The organism is Sphingomonas palmae (assembly GCF_900109565.1).
GTDB lineage: Bacteria > Pseudomonadota > Alphaproteobacteria > Sphingomonadales > Sphingomonadaceae > Sphingomonas > Sphingomonas palmae.
Genome location: NZ_FNZZ01000002.1, coordinates 486718 through 505036 on the forward strand (window position 1 = coordinate 486718; position 18319 = coordinate 505036).

Below are 18319 nucleotides of genomic sequence, written 5' to 3' on the forward strand. Positions count from 1 at the left end.
GATTGCGCGGGCGGCGCGGCGCGGTAAAGCGTGCAGGTGGCACCCTTCCCTCCCCGCTTTCGTGTCGCAACTGCCGCTGCTGCGCTCGCGCTGCTCTTCGGCACAAACTTCGCTCGTGCGCAGGGTAACGCCTTCGACCTGACCGGCCCGGCATTGCAGGTCAGCGTGACGCACCGCGGCGAGGCGGGCGAGCGCACGCTGCCGCTCTCGCAAGTGCCCAACCTGAGTGCGGGCGACCGGCTGCGGATCGCGGCGGTGCTGCCGAGCGATCAGGGCGCGCACTACCGCATGGTGCTCGCCTTTCTGCGCGGCGCGACCAACCCGCCGCCCGAGGAGTGGCTCAGCGAAGCGCGGACGTGGAAGCCGAAGGACGCGGTGATCGACGTGGGCGTGCCCGCGGGCGCGCAACAGGCGCTGGTCTTCCTCGTACCCGATACGGGTGGCGCGTTCGCCGCGGTCCGCTCCGCCGTGCGCCAGCGCCCCGGCGCGTTCGTGCGTGCGTCGCAGGACCTCAACCAGGCGATGCTCGATCGTACCCGGCTCGAGAGCTTCGTTGCGCACCTGCGCGGGAAGTCCGCCGACGAGGTCGCGCGCCTGTCGCCCGTGCTGGCGAAGAGCCTGGCGGTGAAGCTCGACCCCGCGTGCCTGCAACCGGGCGAGGACCCGCGCGCTGCCTGCCTGACCCCGGGACAGAGCGCGGCGGTGCTGGCGGACGGGCAAACCAGCTCGATCGCGCAGACGCTCGCGGGCGCGCCCGCCAACATCGCGCTGCAACTCGCCGCCACGCCGCAGGCGGGTTACGGTTACTACAGCGCCTATATCGGCGTGTTCCGCGATCTGGCGCGGATGCTGGGCGCGTTTCAGTCGGCGCAGCTGCAATTCATCCCGGCGCTGAACGTGCAGCAGGGTGCGCGCACCGACCTGCTGCTCAACACGGTGCCGTCGTTCCGCAAGCCGCAGTCGGTGCTCGTCGCCGCACTGCCGACGGTGGCGCCACCCGCGCGTCCGCCGCTGGAGGCGGGCACGACCGGTCCGCTGTGCCTCGACCGCCCCGACCTGGTGCTACCGGTGAGCGGGGCGCCGCTCGTCTTCTCGACCGATTACGCGCGTGACATGCGGCTGCGCGTGGCGACCCGCGCGGGCAGCGTCGACGTGCCGATCAGCGCCGACGCCGCCCGCGGCGGCTTCGTGGTCGGGGACCGGAGCGCGCTGGTGCCCGACGCGGCGTTGCGCGCGCAGCTGCACGGCGCCTGGGGCTTCGCTCCGTTCGAGGGTCCTACGTTCAAGCTGGTCTCACCCAGCGCTGCGGCGTGGAGCGCGGGTGACGCGACGCTCGTGGTCGGGCGCGACGCGCCGCTGACGCTGACCGGCGGCGCGGCGGCATGCGTGTCGGCGATCCGCGTGACCCGTGAGGGGCTGGACCGTGCGGTGCCGTTCGAGGTGGCGGGCGACACACTGCGGCTGAAGGTACCGCTCGGTGACGTGAAGCCCGGCATGCTGACGCTGGAGATCGAGCGTTACGGCAGCACCGAGCCGCAGCGACTGCGGCTGCGCGGCTATGCCGAGGCGAGCCGGATCGATGGTTTCACGCTGCACGCCGGCGACGCAGCGGGCGTGATGACGGGAGCCCGGCTCGATCAGGTCGCGAGCCTGGCGGTCGGTGACACGGTGTTCCTTTCCGGTGCGCTGACCCGATCGGGGACGAGCGACCGGCTGGAGCTGGCGGCACCGGCGGCGGCGTTCACCGCCGGACAGACGCCAGCGGCGACCGCGACGCTGAGCGATGGACGAAGCGTCGCGGTCGCCGTCAAGGTCGCACCGCCGCGGCCGGGCGCGACATTGCTCAGCCGATCGAGCACCCCCCTTCGACCGCGCGCAGTGCCGACCCGCCTCCGCGATGACACGGTGATCGCGTCGGACGCCCGCCTCACCTTCTCGCTCCGCGCTGACGCGGGCACGACCTTTCGCAACGGCGACGTGATCGAGGTCGCGGCGGACGGCGGCGCGACCCGGCTGCCGGTGCAATTGCAGGACGACCGCGTCGCCGTCGCGTCGCTCGATCCCGCCGCGCTTGGCGTGGGCGCGCATGGGCCACTTCGCTACCGCGTCGTGCAGGGCGAGGTGGCGGGCGATTGGCGCTCGCTCGGCACGCTGGTGCGATTGCCGACGCTGACCGGCGTGTCGTGTGCCGGTCCGGGGGCGGGCGCGACCTGCACGATCGCGGGCAGCGCGCTGTTCCTGCTGCGCTCGGCCGGCGGGACCGACGTGCCCGATGGTTTCACCGGCGCGACGATCACCGTGACGCGCGCGCCGACTGCCACGCTGGTGCTGCGCGACGCGCCGGATGCGACTGCGGTGATCGATCTCCCCGATGCACGCTGAGGCGAGCGGCAGACCTCTCGGCACCCTCGGCCTGCTGCGCTACGCGGCGGCCTCGACCGGCGGCGTCATCGGCTACACCCCGCTGCTCACGCTGCTCCTACCAATCAAGCTGCAGGCATTCGCACCCAACGATCGTTACACATTGCTGGTCTGGTGCAGCGTCGCGGGGGCGCTCACGGCGGGGTTCGCCAACATCGCGTTTGGCTGGCTCGGCGACCGATCGGTTGCGCGCGGCGGCGGGCGGCGCGGGTGGATGTTCGCCGGACTGATCGCGACCGCGGCGTCGTTCGTGGGGATCGCGAGTGCGCGGAGTGGCGCCGCGATCGTCGTGGCAATGGTGGCGTTCCAGGTCGCGGTCAACGCGCTGCTGGCGCAGGTGTCGGCGCTGATCGCCGAGGAAGTTCCTGCCGCGCAGAAGAACACTGCCGCCGCACTGCTGACGATCGGCGCACCGCTCGCCGCGGCGGCATCGGCGCTGGTGGTTGCGCTCGCGAGCCACGAGGGCGCGCGGCTCTCCCTCGTTGCCGCCATGATGGCGGTCTGCGTCGCGCCGCTGTTGCTGCACGCTGCGCCAATCGTTGCGACCGTCACGTCGGCGGAGGCGGAGCCGCTGCCCGTGCGCCGCGCGCTCGCGGTTGCGTGGACGACTCGGCTGCTGGTGCAGATCGCCAACAGCGGGGTCAGCCTGTACCTCTTCTTCTTTCTCGCCCGCGCGATCGGGCAAAGCGGAGATGCGGCCGCGATCGTCGCGCAGTTGCTCGTCGTCGCGACGCTGGTGCCGGTGCCGCTCGCCCTGATGCTCGGCCGATGGTCGGACCGGGTCGGAAAACGCGAGCGCTTCCTCGCCGCCAGCGCGCTGATCGCCTGCACCGGACTCCTCGGCATGGTGCTGTCCGGTGGATGGCAGGCGGCAGGGATGTGCTACGTCGCGTTCGCGAGCGGCGTCTCGGTCTTTCAGGCGCTCAACACCGGACACGCGATGTTGCTGCTGCCGGCCGGTGCCGGACCCGGGCGCAACCTGGGCGTCCTCAACCTCGCCAACACGCTGCCGCAGGTCGTCGCACCCTTGCTGGCGCTGTCGGTCACCACGGACGATTTCACCACGCTGTTCGCGCTGTTCGCTACACTACCCCTCGCCGTTACATTGCTGCCGACGCTGCTGCCTATGTTATTGGGCGCATTCACGTGGCGGCGTAGGGAGCCGAGCTGCCGCGGATGACGAGTTCGTAGGGGAGGATGCGGCAAGGATTGCCCGCGCCGCCCGCCGCCTGTTGCTGAATCACGAGGTCGACCGCCTGCGCGCCCATCGCGTGATTGGGTTGGCGGATCGTTGTCAGTTGCGGCCACGCCATCCGCGCGATCTCGGCGTCGTCGAACCCGACGATCGACACGGCACGCGGCACCGCGATCTGCCGGCTCATCGCCGCGACCATGACGCCCAGCGCCATTTCGTCGTTGCTGGCGAACACCGCGCTCGGCCGCGAGCCGCGGTCGAACAACGCCTCCGCCACGTCGAAGCCTGAGCGGAAGCGAAAGTCTCCCTGCACGATCCGCTCTGGCGGCGGCGTCAGCCCGGCCGCGCTCATCGCGTCGGCAAACCCCTGCCAGCGCCGCTCGGTTGCGCTATGCGTGGGATTGCCGCGCACGAAGGCAATGTCGCGGTGGCCGAGCGCCAACAGATGCTCGGTCACGACGCGCGCCGCGTCGCGGTCGTCCATCCGCACTTGCGGCGTGCGGTCGAGCTCGGCGCCCGGTGCAATCCGCACCACGGGGACGTCGTGCTGCTCGAAGATGTCGAGTAGGTCGGCGCGGTCGCAGATCGGCGAGGTGAGGATCGCCCCGCCCAGTCGCAGCGCGTGAAGGCTGTCGACCAGCCGTTCGCGCCAGTCGGAGCGTTTAAAGGTGATCGCCTCGATGACGATGTGTTGGCCGAGCGCGCGTGCCTGCTCGATCGCGCCGCGCTGGATCGTCGCGGCATAGCCAGAGGCCGGATCGTCGAAGAACAACCCGACCAGGAACGCGCGCGAGCTCGACAGCCCGCGCGCGAAGGCGTTGGGGCGGTAGTTCATCTCCGCGACGACGCGCGCGACGCTCTCGCGGATCTCCGGGCGAACGTGCGCCTCGCCGTTGATGACGCGCGACACCGTCTTGGGCGACACGCCCGCGCGCTCGGCGACATCCTTGATCGTGATCGGCTTCATGACTGGCAGCTCAACGACGGAACGAACGCCGTTGGTGTCGCCTGTGCCGCGTCCGATTCGGTCGCGCATCAGCTGCCCTACGCTCGTTGACATCGATGTCGGACAAAGTGACGGTCAGGTCAAGCGGTCGCTGCGGCGGTGCGCCGGACAATGCTCCGTCAGGCCGGGCGCATAGGTGTGCATTCTTGTCACATTCGCGCACAAAACAAGCTGGCGCATGGTCGTATGTTGACATCGATGTCGGCTTCGATACGACGCGAGGCAGTACGTAACAGAAGATTGCGCCCGGGTTGACGGCTGAGGGACGGCCGCCGGGTTCAAAGGGGAAGGATGATGAAAGCGATGAAGCTGTCGTGCGCACTTGTGCGCTCAACCTCGATGATCGGCCTCGCCGCCGGCCTGATGATGGCCAGCGCCGCGAACGCGCAGACCACGACCGATGCGCAGGCGACGAACCCCGCCGCGCCGGCCGATCCGCAGCAGGGCACGCCGCAGGCCGACACCACCCCGGCCTCGAACATCGGCGCGCCGACCAGCGCGAGCAACCCGGTTCCCGACAGCCAGCCCGCCGACGGCGACATCGTCGTCACCGGCGTTCGCGCCTCGCTCGAACGCTCGATCGCGATCAAGCGCGATTCGAACGGCGTCGTCGACGCGATCAGCGCCGAGGACATCGGCAAGTTCGCCAACACCAACCTGGCTGAATCGCTCCAGCGCATCACCGGCGTGTCGATCGACCGTCGCAACGGCGAAGGCTCGACCGTCACCGTTCGCGGTTTTGGCGCGCAGTACAACCTCGTCACGCTGAACGGTCGCCAGCTCGCGACCTCGAACATCGTCGCGGTCGGCGGCGACCAGGGCGGCGACGGCGCGGGCGGCTTCGGGCGCTCGTTCGACTTCTCCAACCTGGCGTCCGAAGGCGTGAAGACGCTGGAGGTCTACAAGACCGGCCGCGCCGCGATCCCCTCGGGCGGCATCGGCGCGACGATCAACGTCGTCAGCCGCCGTCCGCTCGACAGCCGGGACTCGGGCTTCCTCGGCTCGATCGGCGCGAAGGGCAGCTACGACAACAGCTCGTCCGACTGCCTCGACTGCGGCGCGCGCGTGACCCCCGAAGTGTCGGGCACCGCATCGTGGTCCGACCCCAACCAGCGGTTCGGCGTGTCGCTGTTCGGCAGCTACCAGAAGCGCAATTTCAGCTTCCCGAGCGTCGCACCCGACAACTGGAACATCCGCTCATTGAGCGACTTCCTCAATCCCTCGAATGGCTTCGTCAACGCGGCGACCAAGATCAACAACCGCCCGACCGGCAACCCGCTGGTGTCGGTGCCGAACGACTCGCGCTACCACTTCTCCGAGGCGAGCCGTGAGCGCATCAACGGTCAAGCGATCCTGCAATTCCGCCCGACCGACACGCTGACCTTCACCGCCGACGGCCTGTACGCGCAGCTGAAGCAGTCCGAGCGCCGGTCGACCCAGTCGAACTGGTTCAACCGCCCGTTCAGCGAAGTGACCTTCGACGACGCGAGCAACGGCGTCGCCACCACGACCTTCCTCGCCGAGACGATCAACGGCGTGAAGGACGCCGCGTTCGAGCAGGCGTATCGCGCGCAGAAGAACAAGCTGTACGACTTTGGCGGCAACATCGAGTGGAAGCCGACCGACCGCTTCTCATTTGCGATTGACGGTCACATCGGCAAGGCGGACAGCCTGCCCGACAACCCGAACGGCCAGACCTCGACCACCGTCGCGTTCAACGCGCCGGTCGTCGCCGCGCAGTCGCTGACGCTCAGCGACAAGGGTTTCCCGACGCAGTCGATCACGATCAACGACGGTGTCGCGAGCGTGACGCCGGCGGGCGTTCCCTTCATCAAGGGCAACAACAACGGCGTGATCGACGCGGGCGACCTGTCGAGCGCGGTGCAGCGCCAGTTCGCGTCGACGCAGACGCAAAGGATAAAGGAGCTGCGCGCCGACGCCGGGTGGGAGCTGAATGACCAATTCCGCATCGACGCGGGTGGCGACTATCGCCAGACCAAGACGCGCCAGACGCAGTTCAACACCAACCAGACGCTGGGCGACTGGGGCAACTCGCTGCCGCCCGACATCCAGCGTCTGGCGCCGGGTCAGGTGTTCCAGTTCTGCAGCGTGTGCAAGTTCGAGAACAACAATCCCGGCGTGACCGGCAGCTCGCTCGTCGCCTTCCGCACCGAAGACGCGACCAAGCTCTACAATACGCTGTTCAACTATTACAGCGGGATCACCAACGACGGGGTGAACCACACCAACAACATCGAGGCGAACAACGACAACCGCGTTCGCGAGAGCATCTGGGCGGGCTACATCCAAGGTTCGTGGAGCGGCCAGGTGTTCGGGCGCAACGCCAACGTCGTCGCGGGTGTCCGCTATGAGAACACGAAGGTGCGCGCGACCTCGCTGCAGGTGGTGCCGCAGGCGATCATCTGGACCTCGGACAACGATTTCCGCATCAGCTACTCGACCGACCAGCAGGCGGTCTCCGATCGCGGCAGCTACGACAACTGGCTGCCGGCGGTCGACGCGAAGATCGAGGTGATCGACAACCTGATCGCCCGCGCGTCCTACAGCAAGACGATTGCGCGCGCGCCGTACGGCAACCTGTTCGCCACGACCGGCGTTGGTGCGCCGGGCCGCCCAACCGCGATCGGCGGCGTCGCGACTGGCAGCGCCAACAACACCAACCTGCTGCCGCTGTCGTCGGACAACATCGACGTGTCGCTCGAATGGTATCCGCGCAAGGACGTGTTCCTGTCGGCAGGCTTCTTCGACAAGCGCGTGCACGACTTCATCGGCAACACGGTGGTCAACCGCAACCTGTTCGGCCTGCGCGACCCGACCTCGGGTGCGGCGGGCACGCGTTCGGGCACCGCGCGCGACCAGCTGGCGAACACGTTCCGCGCCGACATCACCGACGTGAACCTGTTCACCTATACCGCGCTGTTGCAGGCCAATAACGGCAACATCGCGAACACCAATGCGCAGTTCGCGGCCAATTACAACGCTAACACGCGGTCGCTGAACCAGGGCTTCGTCGACCAGGTGCTGGGCCAGTACGACATCACCGCGAACGCGCAGGACCCGCTGTTCAACTTCGCGGTCAACACGCCGATCAACAACCGCGACGCGCACATCTACGGCGGTGAGTTTGCGGGCCAGTACTTCCTCGGCAACACCGGTTTCGGCATCGCGGCGAGCTACACGCTGGTGCGCGGCAACGTCGGGATCGACGTGGCGGCACCGCCGACCGCCAACACCTTCGCGCTGGTCGGCCTGTCCGACACCGCGAACGGCACGCTGATCTACGACAAGAACGGAACCTCGATCCGCCTGTCGTACAACTGGCGCGCGAAGTTCCTGGCCGACATCAACCGCGGCGGCAACGATCGCAACCCGGTGTTCGTGGCACCGTACGGCCAGCTCGACCTGTCGATGAACTTCGACCTGACGCCGCGCTTCTCGCTCGGCTTCGAGGCGATCAACCTGACCGAGGAGGGCGTTCGCACCTACGGGCGCGACAAGAGCAACGTCTGGTACCTGGCGGAAGGCTCCGCGCGGTACCTGGTCGGCGCGCGCTACCGCTTCTGACCTGACAGACCCGACAAGGCCGCTGACGCAGGCGGCCTTGTTAGGGTAGGAAGCACCCATGCCTGCCGTCCTGCTCAACAACGTCGACCACCGCGACCTTCGCGTCGCGGTCGGTCACCACGCGCGCTACGGCGACGCGATCAACCAGACCCGCGTGTTCCCGGCCGAGTTCGAGGAAGCGCAGCGCGAGTATGCGATTCTGCTGCGCCGCGACGATGCCGGGCAATTCCTGGCCGTCGTGCTGCTCGGGCTCGACGCGGACGAGAACCTGTTCCTGTCTGGCGAGCAGTGGGATGCGCGTTACGTGCCCGCGACGCGCGCGCGCGGCCCCTTCTCGATCGGTGTCGACGCCGACGGCGAGCCGATGATCCACGTCGAGGACGATCATCCGCGCATCGACGCGAATGGAGCGCCTGTATTTCGCGAACATGGTGGCAACGCAGCCCTGCTCGACCACGTGTCGGCGATGCTGCAGCGTATCTACACCGGGCTGCAGGACGAACAGGCGCTCTACGCCGCGCTGTCCGACGCGGGGCTGCTGACCCCAGCGACGCTGCAGCTCGAAGTCGGCGAAGGGCGTCGCTATAATCTGCCCGATCACTGGACCGTCGATGCAGAGCGGCTCGCGGCGCTCGGCGGCGACGCGCTGGCACGACTGCACCGGGCCGATCACCTGCGCGCCGCGGTATGGATCGCCTCCTCGCTCGGCAACGTACGGCATCTGATCGACCGCAAGCTCAGGGCGGAGCTGCATGGCTGACACGCCGCGCGTGACGCGCGCCGTGCGCGAGGTCGTGGCGCGCGATCGCCTCGATCCGGCTGCGCTGATCGCGTTGAACGAGCCCGTGATCCTGCGCGGGTACGCCGCCGAGTGGCCGCTGGTACAGGCGGGGCTCGCGTCGGCGGAACAGGCGGCCGACTATCTGCGACGCTTCGACGCCGGGCACCGCGTGACCGGCTATGTCGGCGCGCCAGAGATCCGCGGTCGGTTTCATTACGACGACACTGCCACCGCGATGAACTTTGCGGCCGAACAGATGACGCTCGGCGCATTGCTCGACGGCGTGCTCGCCGATTCTGGCACGGACGCGTCATCGCTGTACCTCGGCTCGACCGACCTCGACACCTATCTACCCGGCTTCCGTCGCGAGAACGAGCTGGCGACCGAAGGCGACACCTTCGCGCATCACCCCCCGCTCGCCAGCATCTGGATCGGCAATCGCACGATCGCCTCGGCGCATTACGACCAGTCGAACAACGCCGCAGTCTGTGCGGTCGGACACCGGCGCTTTACCCTGTTCCCGCCCGCGCAGGTCGCCAACCTCTACCCCGGCCCGCTCGCGCCGACGCCGGGCGGGCAGGTCGTCAGCATGGTCGATTTCGCCGCACCCGACCTGGCGCGTTATCCGCGCTTCGCCGACGCGCTCGCGGCGGGCCAGGTGGCGGAGCTGAACCCGGGCGACGTGCTCGTCTACCCGGCGCTCTGGTGGCACCATGTCGAGGCGATGGACGCGTTCAACGTGCTGGTGAATTACTGGTGGAACGCCGCGCCTGCGTTCATGGACACGCCGATGGACACGATGCTCCACGCCTTTCTCTCGCTGCGCGACCGTCCGGCGCAGGAGAAAGCGGCATGGCGCGCGATCTTCGACCATTACGTCTTCGGTGACGCGGAAAGCGTCGCGGCGCACCTACCTGAGGGCGCGCGCGGTCCGCTCGCGCCGATCAACGAAGGCATGGCGCGGCAGCTGCGCGCCTATCTGCTTGGACGATTGAACCGATGACCGACACCGACAAGCCGAAGCCCACCCGCGTCGTCATCGCGGGCGGCGGCACCGCGGGGTGGATCGCCGCCGCCGCGCTCACACGACAGCTGGGCAAGCTGATCGAGTTGACGCTGGTTGAATCGGACGAGATCGGCACCGTGGGCGTCGGCGAGTCGACCATTCCGACTGCGCGCGGCTTTCACGCCTTCATCGGCGTCGATGAGGCTGCGTTCATGCGCGAAACGCAGGCGACGTTCAAACTCGGCATCTCGTTCGAGAACTGGCGCCGGCAAGGCGACGCCTATTTCCACCCGTTCGGACAAGTCGGCCGGTCGGTCGCGATCGCCGACTTCCAGCATTTCTGGCTCCAGGCGCGCGCGCACGGCATTGCTGGCGGGTACGGCGACTATTCGCTCGAGCAGCAGGCCGCGGCGGCGGGACGGTTCGGGCTCGATGCGCAAGGGTCGCTCGCCTACGCCTATCACCTGAACGCAACCGATTATGCGCGCTTCCTGCGCGGCGTGGCGGAGGGCGCGGGCGCGACCCGCGTCGAGGGACGGATCGAGCGGGTCGAGTTGGGCGAGAACGGCGACATCGACGCGCTGGTGCTGGCGTCCGGCACGAGGATCGAGGGCGACCTGTTCATCGACTGCACCGGCTTTCGCGCGCTGCTGATCGAAGGTGCGCTGAAAACCGGGTACGACGACTGGAGCGAGTGGCTCGCGACCGATCGCGCGCTGGCGGTACAGACGGAGACGGTGCGCGCGCCGGTTCCGTACACCCGCGCGGTCGCGCATGGGGCGGGCTGGCGCTGGCAGATCCCGCTGCAATCGCGCGTCGGCAACGGAATCGTTTATTCGAGCGCCCACATGAGCGACGACGAGGCGCGCGCGACGCTGCTCGCCGGGCTGGACGGTGCGCCCTTGTTCGAGCCGCGCCCACTGCGCTTCACCGCGGGTATGCGCCGCCGCAGCTGGAACCGTAACTGCGTCGCGCTCGGCCTCGCCGGCGGGTTCATCGAGCCGCTGGAATCGACCAGCATCCATCTGATCATGAACGCGGCGACCCGGCTGATCCAGCTGTTCCCCTTCCGCGGCGACGACCGGAGCGCGCTCGCTGCGCGCTTCAACGCGCAGTCGCGACACGAGTGGGAGCACGTGCGCGACTTCATCATCCTGCACTATGTCGTGACCGAGCGCGACGATACGCCGTTCTGGCGCGAGCGGCGCGCGATGAACATTCCCGACACGCTGGCGGAGCGGATCGCGCTGTTCACCGAAAGTGCGGGCGCTTGGCAGGGACAGGACGATCTGTTCCGGATCGACTCTTGGATCGCGGTGATGCTGGGCCAGGGGATTACGCCGACCGCGCACCACCGCGTCGCCAGCCTGCTCGGCGCAGAGGCGTTGAAGGGGTCGCTCAGCGACCTCACCCGCTTGATCGCGGCGACCGTGCAGATGCTGCCGACACACGCGCGCTTCCTGCAGCATTACTGCCCCGCCTGATCCGCAATGGAACGTTACAGGGGAGGAACGTCCGCGACACACGAGCGTTCAGCGACCAACACAGATCAGGTTCTGCCCGTCATCCCGTCGTGCAGGCTTGTTGGCGCGCATCCAGGGGGCTTGCTTGAGCGGGGACGACAACGACGCGGCCAACGGCGGCGCGACGAACGAAGGCAAGGACGAGCAGCGCGGCGGGCAGACGCACGAGGATCGGTCGGACAAAGTGTCGAAGAAGGACGGCGGTGACGACGGCGATCAGAAGAAGCACGATCCGGACGCGGACGAGGACAGCAAGAAGAAGGACGACGACGAGCAGTCGGATGATGATTCATCCGACGACGACGAATCCTCCGACGATGATGACGACAGCGACGACGATGAAGACGAGGACGACGGCAAGCCGCCGCTCTACAAACGTCCGATCTTCTGGATCGTGGTCGCGATCGTCGCGGCGGTGCTCATCATCGGTGGCGTGCTCTACTGGCTCCACGCGCGCCGATTCGAATCGACCGACGACGCCTTCATCGACGCGCATATTGTCCGCATCGCCGCGCAGGAGAACGGCCAGCTGACCCTCGTCGCGCCGCTCGACAATCGGCATGTCAGGGCGGGGCAGCTGCTCGCGGTGATCGAACCCGGCACCGCGCAGGCGACCCGCGCCGAGGCGGTTGCAGGGATTTCGGAGGCCGACGCACAGATCAAACAGGCCGAGGCCGGCGTCCTCGCCGCGCTCGCCGGCGTGCGGCAGGCGCGCGCGCAGGCGGCGGTGCCGCTGGCGGAGGCGCGCCGCGCGACCGACGATTACCAGCGCTATGCGACGTTGCGCCGGCTCGACCCGCTCGCCGCCGCGCCGACGCAGATCGACCAGGCGCTGGCGCAGGCTCAAAGCGCACAGGCGCAGGTCCGCGCCGCGCGCCAGCAGATCGGATCGGCCGAGGCCGACGTGCTGACCGCGCGCAAGCGGGTTCAGGCCGCGCAGGCGCAACGCCGCGCGGCGCAGGCGCGCGTGGCGCAGAGTGACGTATCGGTGCGCCACCTGGTCATCCGCGCACCGATCAGCGGACAGGTGGTCAACCGCTCGGTCAATCTGGGCAGCTACGTCGCGCCGGGGCAGCAGTTAATGGCGATCGTCCCCGACGACCTGTGGGTCACCGCCAATTTCAAGGAAACGCAGCTGACGCTGATGCGCGCAGGCTTGCCGGTTCGGATCGAGATCGACGCCTTTCCCGGCCGCGATTTCGCCGGTCACGTCGAATCGATCCAGCGCGGGGCGGGGCAGGCGTTCGCGCTGCTGCCGCCGCAGAACGCGACGGGCAATTACGTGAAGGTCGTGCAGCGTGTGCCGGTCCGCATCCGCTTCAACAACAACGACTGGCAACATTACGCGATCGGGCCGGGCATGTCGGTCGTGCCGCGCGTGACCGTTCGCCCGTGATCCGCGGGTCGGTGCAGGACACGCCTGCGCGATGAGTGGATGGAGCAACGAACGCTCGGCCGCCGGAGATCGCAACCCGTGGCTGATCGTCGGCGTCATCAGTCTCGCCACCTTCATGGAGGTGCTCGACACCTCGATCGCGAACGTCAGCCTCGATCATATCGCAGGCGGGCTCGCCGCCAGCCGCGACGAGGCGACCTGGGTGCTGACGAGCTACCTCGTCTCCAACGCGATCGTGATCCCGATCTCGGGCTGGTTGTCCGACGTGATCGGGCGCAAGCGCTACTACATGATGTCGGTGGCGCTGTTCACGCTGTCGTCGCTGATGTGCGGGTTCGCGCCCAACCTGTCGTTCCTGATTTTCGCGCGCATTCTGCAGGGGATCGGCGGCGGCGGGCTGGCGCCATCCGAGCAGAGCTTCCTCGCCGACAGCTTCCCGCCGGAGAAGCGCGGCGCTGCGTTCGCCGCTTACGGCGTCGTGGTCGTCTGCGGACCTGTGCTCGGTCCGACACTCGGCGGATTTATCACCGACAATATATCGTGGCACTGGATCTTCCTGATCAACGTGCCAATCGGCATCATCTCGCTGCTACTGGTCAACACGTTCGTGATCGAGCCCGAGATACTGCAGAAGGAACGCCGCCAGCGGCTGCGGCGCGGCCTGCGGGTCGATTATATCGGCTTCGCGCTCGTCGTTTTGGGGCTGGGCGGGCTCGAGCTTATCCTCGATCGCGGCGAGCGCGACGCGTGGCTGGAGAGCACCTTCATCCTCGGCCTTGCGGTGACGGTCGCCGTTTCGCTAGGCTTCCTTGTCTGGTGGGAGCTCGCGCGCAAGGATCCGATCGTCAACCTGAAGCTGCTCGCCAATCGCAATTTCGCGATCACCTTGCTGTTCATGACGACGACCGGGGCAGTGCTGTTCGGCACCACCACGCTGATCCCGCAGATGCTGCAGGAGGTGTTCAACTATAACGCGACGAACGCCGGCCTCGCCTTGACGGTCGGCGGCATCGCGACGCTGGTCGCGATGCCGGTGGTCGGCACGCTAACGGGGAAGGTCGACACGCGGTTCCTGCTGATGCCCGCGCTGCTGCTGCAGGCGGCATCGCTCTGGTACATGTCGGGCTGGAACAGCGAGCTGACGTTCGGACAAGCCTCCACCGCGCGACTGATCTCCGCGGTCGGACTGCCGTTCCTGTTCGTGCCGATCAACGCCGCCGCCTATGTCGGGTTGAAGCCGAACCAGACCAGCGACGCCTCCGCGCTGCTCAACGTCGCGCGCAACCTGGGCGGCAGCATCGGGATCGGTGTCGCACAGGCGATCCTGATCTCGCGCGGGCAGTACCACCAGGATCGCATCGTCGAGGGGCTGAACCCGCTCAATCCCAGCTACGTCGAGGGTGTCAACCAGCTGTCGCGCACGGTGGGCGGCACGGGCGGTGACCAGAGCATGACGACATTGTCGGCATTGATGCAGCAGGTACGCGAGCAGGCGCAGGTGCTGTCGTACATCGACGTGTTTCACGGCTTCATGATCTTCGTGCTGCTGGTGACGCCGCTCGCGATCTTCCTGCGACAGGGCAAGGCAAAGGAGGGCGCCGCGTGACGCGCGCAACGAGGATGAGGGCGCCGGCGCTGCTGGCGGCGATGGCGGGCGTGACGCTGGCGGGGTGCACCGTCGGCCCGAACTATCGTCCGCCCGAGGCGAGCACCCCTGCCCGCTTCGGCGAGGCGGTGACCGACACGCAGCCCGCGCCGGTGCTGTCGGGGTGGTGGCACCAGTACCAAGATCCCGAGCTCGACCGGCTGGTCGCTACCGCGCTGGCGCAGAGCCCCGACATCGCCGTCGCGGTGGCGCGCATCCAGCAGGCGCGCGCCCAGGAACGTATCGCCCGCGCCGCCTATCTGCCGCAGGTCAACGCGACCGCGGGCACGACGTACCAGCGGTTCAGCAAAAACGCAGGCTTGGCCTCGCTCGCCAGCCTGTTCGGCGGTGGCTCGGGAGGCGGTGCCGGCGGCGGTGCGAGTGGAGGCGGTTCTGGCAGCGGCGGGTCAGGTGGCTCAGGCGGCGGTATCAGCTCGCCCGGCAGCTCGATCCAGACCTATTCGGCCGGTTTCGACGCCAGCTGGGAACTCGACCTGTTCGGGGGCGTGACGCGTCAGGTCGAGGGATCGCGCGCGCGGACGGAAGCGGCGGTGTGGAACGCACGCGACGCGCAACTGTCGCTGGTGGCGGAAACCGCCGACGCCTATCTGCAACTGCGTAGCCTGCAGGAGCGTGAGGCGATCGCGCGGAACGAGGTCGCGCGACAGGAAGGCAATCTGAAGATCGCGGCCGACACCAGCCGTGCCGGGTTGATCGCGGAGGGCGATTTCGTGCGCCAGCGCGCCGAACTCGCCAGCGCGCAGGCCGCGCTCGGGCCGATCGTGGCGGAGGGCAAGGCGCAGATGCACGCGATCGCGGTGCTGACCGGGCAGACCCCCGACGCACTGATCGTCGAGCTGTCGCGTCCGCGCCCGGCGCTGGCCGTGCCGCCTGCGGTGCCGCCGGGATTGCCGAGCGAGCTGCTGCGCCGCCGCCCCGACGTGCGCGCGGCCGAGCGCAACCTCGCCGCCGCCACCGCCGACATCGGCGTCGCGGTCGCGGACCTTTATCCGAAGTTCAGCCTGACCGGCATGGCGCAGCTGATCTCGACCGCGCTGTCCAACCTGTTCACCGGTGATAGTTTGCAGCTGACGGGTGCGGCCAATGCGACCTTCCCGGTGCTCGATTTCGGGCGGCGCAAGGGACAGGTCGCGATTCGGCAGGCCGCCGCTGACGAGGCCTATGCGCAGTACCGTCGTACGGTGTTGATGGCGCTGCGTGACACCGAGGACGCACTGATCCGCATCCGCACCGAGCAGGACCGGCGCACGGTGCTGATCGCCGGGCTGACCGATGCGCGGCGCGCGGTCGGCTCGGTTGAGGCGCGCTGGCGTAGCGGGCTGACCGATTTCGGCGACGTGCTCGCGGCGCGGCAGTCGGTGCTGTCGGCGGAAGATCAGGTAGCGGAGAGCAACGGCAACCTGCGCCGCGACCTGCTGTCGCTCTACAAGGCGCTCGGCGGCGGCTGGGAAGACCTGCCGCTCACCGTGCCAGCACCGGGCAATGCAGTGTCGGCGTACACGCGGGCGAAGTCGAAGGAATAGGGTTTCTCGCGCCCGCTGCCGGTCCGGTCACCGCTAGCAGGGCTGGACGGATCGGCGGCAGAAATGCGGCCGGTCAGCGTGGGCCGCTACCCTGCTGCCTGATCCCGGTCGCGTCGTAGCTGGTGCGCGATCCGGACGTCATCCCGGAGCCGGAGCCGGTGCTGCCGCTCGTGCTTCCAGCGCCCATGCCGCTGCCCATCACGCCGGTGCCGTTCATGTTGGCCGTCGTCGAGCCATTCTGCCCGGCCATGCCACCCTGCCCGCTCATGCCGGACTGCATGCCTGCCATCGATCCGCTTGTTCCGCTCGCGCCGCCACCTCGGCTGCTGGTGAGCGTCATGGCGTTGGTCGGCGTGGCGGCGCCGCTTGACGGGAACCGCGTCATGCCGCCGCTGCCGCTCGCGCCCATTGCGCGACGCATCGCCGAGTTCATCGGCGGCTGCGACACGCGCCCGCTCGCACCCGAGCCACCCACGCTCGCGCTGCTGGACGTGCTCACCCCGCCTGACGCACTCACCCCGCCGGACGCACCCGAGGCCCCGGCCGGCGCACCCGCCTGCAGCATCAAGCCGATCACCACCGCCGCAATCACGCTAGCACCATTGTCGATCCGATCATTACCGCACTGCCTGCTGCCATGTTTGAGCGTAAAGGCGCCTGCCCACGCGCCGGTTCCCGCCGCCCACACGAACATTGGCAACGAGCCCGCGTCACGCTACAGCGGCGCGGCGGATCGCGGTGCGGTTCGCAGATCGCGCTGGTGCCCCGAAAGGGGCGTAAACGGGAATGCGGTGAAGGGCTTAGGTCCCAATCCGCGGCTGTCCCTGCAACTGTAAGCGGCGAGCGACGGGCACGGGCCTTTCTTTGGTGAAAGGCGGCCACTGGAGGCGGGTTCATGCACCCGCGCCGGGAAGGCTGTGATCCGAAGCGACGACCCGCGAGCCAGGAAACCTGCCAGCGTTCTGGTCGCTCTTGCGTCGGTCCAGGGGATGGCCGGGGCACGGTGTTCCGTCTGAGCGACGAAGCCCAAGCGCGGTGTGGGGCCGCACCGAAGCGCCACGGGCACGCGAGCCGTCCGTCGCGCGCGTCGGTACCGATCGACCCCCACCCGCGTCGTCGCCGTTGGCGCTCGCGAAGGAACTGCCCGTGACCAATCTTGCCTCGCCCACCAACACCGCCGCGCGCGATCTCGCCAAGGTACCCGTGACCATCGTCACCGGCTTCCTGGGCGCGGGAAAGACGACGCTGATCAGCCACCTGATCCGCAACGCGAACGGCCGCCGGCTGGCGGTGGTCGTCAACGAGTTCGGCACGTTGGGCGTCGATGGCGACATCCTGAAAGCTTGCGCCATTCCCGACTGCCCGGCGGAGAATGTCGTCGAGCTCGCCAACGGCTGCATTTGCTGCACCGTCGCGGACGATTTCATCCCCACGGTCGAGCAGCTGCTGGCGCTCGAACCGCGACCCGATCACATCCTGATCGAGACCTCTGGCCTCGCACTTCCCAAGCCGCTGCTGAAGGCGTTCGACTGGCCCGCGATCCGATCGCACATCACGGTCGACGGCGTCGTCGCGCTCGCTGACGCGGAGGCGGTTGCCGCGGGCCGTTTCGCGCCCGACGTGGCGGCGCTCGACGCGCAGCGCGCCGCCGACCCCGGCATCGACCACGAGACGCCCTTGTCCGAAGTGTTCGAGGACCAGCTCGCCTGCGCCGACATCGTGCTTTTGACCAAGGCCGATCTGGCTGGCGCGGATGGCGTCGCCGCCGCGCGCGCGGTGATCGCGGCGGAAGCACCGCGCCAGATGCCGGTCGTCGAGCTGGTCGACGGCGTGATCGATCCCGCGGTGATCCTGGGGCTGGACGCGAAGGCAGAGGACGACCTTGCCGCCCGCCCGTCGCACCACGACGGCGAGGACGACCACGAGCACGACGATTTCGACAGCATGGTGTTCGACGGCGTGGAAATCGACGATCCCGCCACGCTGGTCGCGCGGATCGAGACGCTGGCGCGCGAGCAGGACGTGTTGCGCGTCAAGGGCTATGCCGCAGTGAAGGGCAAGCCGATGCGGCTGCTGGTGCAGGCGGTCGGCGCGCGCGTGCGGACGCAGTATGATCGGCCTTGGGCGCCGGGCGAGCAGCGGCAGACGCGGCTGGTCGTGATCGCCGAGCATGACCGCATCGACCAGGCGCATATCGAGGCCGCGCTGAACGGCTGA

Annotated in this window: 12 protein-coding genes and 1 riboswitch; of the genes, 10 read left to right on the forward strand and 2 right to left on the reverse strand. The window is 68.5% G+C overall.

What is annotated here, in order from left to right; all coding sequences use genetic code 11:
• The first annotated feature begins 36 nt into the window (after positions 1-36).
• Positions 37-2382 (forward strand): hypothetical protein, encoded by a 2346-nt coding sequence (locus BMW51_RS06825; protein WP_093005133.1) that lies wholly within the window; start codon positions 37-39, stop codon positions 2380-2382.
• Positions 2372-3601: an MFS transporter gene (locus BMW51_RS06830; RefSeq protein WP_093004698.1), complete on the forward strand. Its 1230-nt coding sequence runs from the start codon at positions 2372-2374 to the stop codon at positions 3599-3601. Before BMW51_RS06825 ends, BMW51_RS06830 begins: the two co-directional genes overlap by 11 nt.
• Here the strand turns inward: BMW51_RS06830 and BMW51_RS06835 are convergent.
• Positions 3564-4583, reverse strand: coding sequence for a LacI family DNA-binding transcriptional regulator (locus tag BMW51_RS06835; protein ID WP_093005135.1), 1020 nt, complete (start codon positions 4581-4583; stop codon positions 3564-3566). The two genes, BMW51_RS06830 and BMW51_RS06835, sit on opposite strands and share 38 nt — an antisense overlap.
• A gap of 333 nt (positions 4584-4916) precedes the next feature.
• On the opposite strand from BMW51_RS06835, the gene BMW51_RS06840 reads away from it, so the two are divergent.
• From BMW51_RS06840 to BMW51_RS06870, 7 genes are all read left to right on the forward strand, one after another.
• A complete protein-coding gene (locus BMW51_RS06840; RefSeq protein ID WP_245708315.1) occupies positions 4917-8207 on the forward strand; it encodes a TonB-dependent receptor in 3291 nt (1096 codons plus the stop codon).
• Between the two features lie 58 nt (positions 8208-8265).
• Positions 8266-8967 carry a SapC family protein gene (locus BMW51_RS06845; protein ID WP_093004702.1) on the forward strand — a complete coding sequence of 234 codons (702 nt, stop codon included), beginning with the start codon at positions 8266-8268 and terminating at the stop codon, positions 8965-8967.
• Complete coding sequence (locus BMW51_RS06850) at positions 8960-9991, forward strand: cupin-like domain-containing protein (protein WP_093004704.1); 1032 nt, start codon at positions 8960-8962, stop codon at positions 9989-9991. Before BMW51_RS06845 ends, BMW51_RS06850 begins: the two co-directional genes overlap by 8 nt.
• Positions 9988-11478 carry a tryptophan halogenase family protein gene (locus tag BMW51_RS06855; protein ID WP_093004706.1) on the forward strand — a complete coding sequence of 497 codons (1491 nt, stop codon included), beginning with the start codon at positions 9988-9990 and terminating at the stop codon, positions 11476-11478. Before BMW51_RS06850 ends, BMW51_RS06855 begins: the two co-directional genes overlap by 4 nt.
• Before the next feature lie 124 nt (positions 11479-11602).
• Positions 11603-12913 carry an HlyD family secretion protein gene (locus BMW51_RS06860; RefSeq protein WP_093004708.1) on the forward strand — a complete coding sequence of 437 codons (1311 nt, stop codon included), beginning with the start codon at positions 11603-11605 and terminating at the stop codon, positions 12911-12913.
• Between the two features lie 31 nt (positions 12914-12944).
• Positions 12945-14519 (forward strand): DHA2 family efflux MFS transporter permease subunit, encoded by a 1575-nt coding sequence (locus tag BMW51_RS06865; RefSeq protein WP_093004710.1) that lies wholly within the window; start codon positions 12945-12947, stop codon positions 14517-14519.
• Positions 14516-16102, forward strand: a complete 1587-nt coding sequence (locus BMW51_RS06870) for an efflux transporter outer membrane subunit (RefSeq protein WP_245708318.1) — start codon at positions 14516-14518, stop codon at positions 16100-16102. The genes BMW51_RS06865 and BMW51_RS06870 overlap by 4 nt, the downstream gene beginning before the upstream one ends.
• A 73-nt stretch (positions 16103-16175) precedes the next feature.
• Here the strand turns inward: BMW51_RS06870 and BMW51_RS06875 are convergent, their stop codons facing one another.
• The gene (locus BMW51_RS06875; RefSeq protein ID WP_143051823.1) at positions 16176-16802 is read right to left on the reverse strand and encodes a hypothetical protein; all 627 of its coding nucleotides are present in this window, start codon (positions 16800-16802) and stop codon (positions 16176-16178) included.
• Between the two features lie 41 nt (positions 16803-16843).
• A riboswitch (cobalamin riboswitch) is annotated at positions 16844-17075 on the forward strand.
• Positions 17076-17248: 173 nt separating this feature from the next.
• On the opposite strand from BMW51_RS06875, the gene cobW reads away from it, so the two are divergent.
• Positions 17249-18319 (forward strand): cobalamin biosynthesis protein CobW, encoded by a 1071-nt coding sequence (gene cobW, locus BMW51_RS06880; protein ID WP_093005139.1) that lies wholly within the window; start codon positions 17249-17251, stop codon positions 18317-18319.

Coding starts and splice junctions, on each gene's coding strand:
- BMW51_RS06865 (WP_093004710.1), top strand. CDS start 12,945: ATGAGTGGATGGAGCAACGAACGCTCGGCCGCCGGAGATCGCAACCCG.
- BMW51_RS06830 (WP_093004698.1), top strand. CDS start 2,372: ATGCACGCTGAGGCGAGCGGCAGACCTCTCGGCACCCTCGGCCTGCTG.
- BMW51_RS06850 (WP_093004704.1), top strand. CDS start 8,960: ATGGCTGACACGCCGCGCGTGACGCGCGCCGTGCGCGAGGTCGTGGCG.
- BMW51_RS06840 (WP_245708315.1), top strand. CDS start 4,917: ATGAAAGCGATGAAGCTGTCGTGCGCACTTGTGCGCTCAACCTCGATG.
- BMW51_RS06835 (WP_093005135.1), bottom strand. CDS start 4,583: ATGAAGCCGATCACGATCAAGGATGTCGCCGAGCGCGCGGGCGTGTCG.
- BMW51_RS06845 (WP_093004702.1), top strand. CDS start 8,266: ATGCCTGCCGTCCTGCTCAACAACGTCGACCACCGCGACCTTCGCGTC.
- BMW51_RS06855 (WP_093004706.1), top strand. CDS start 9,988: ATGACCGACACCGACAAGCCGAAGCCCACCCGCGTCGTCATCGCGGGC.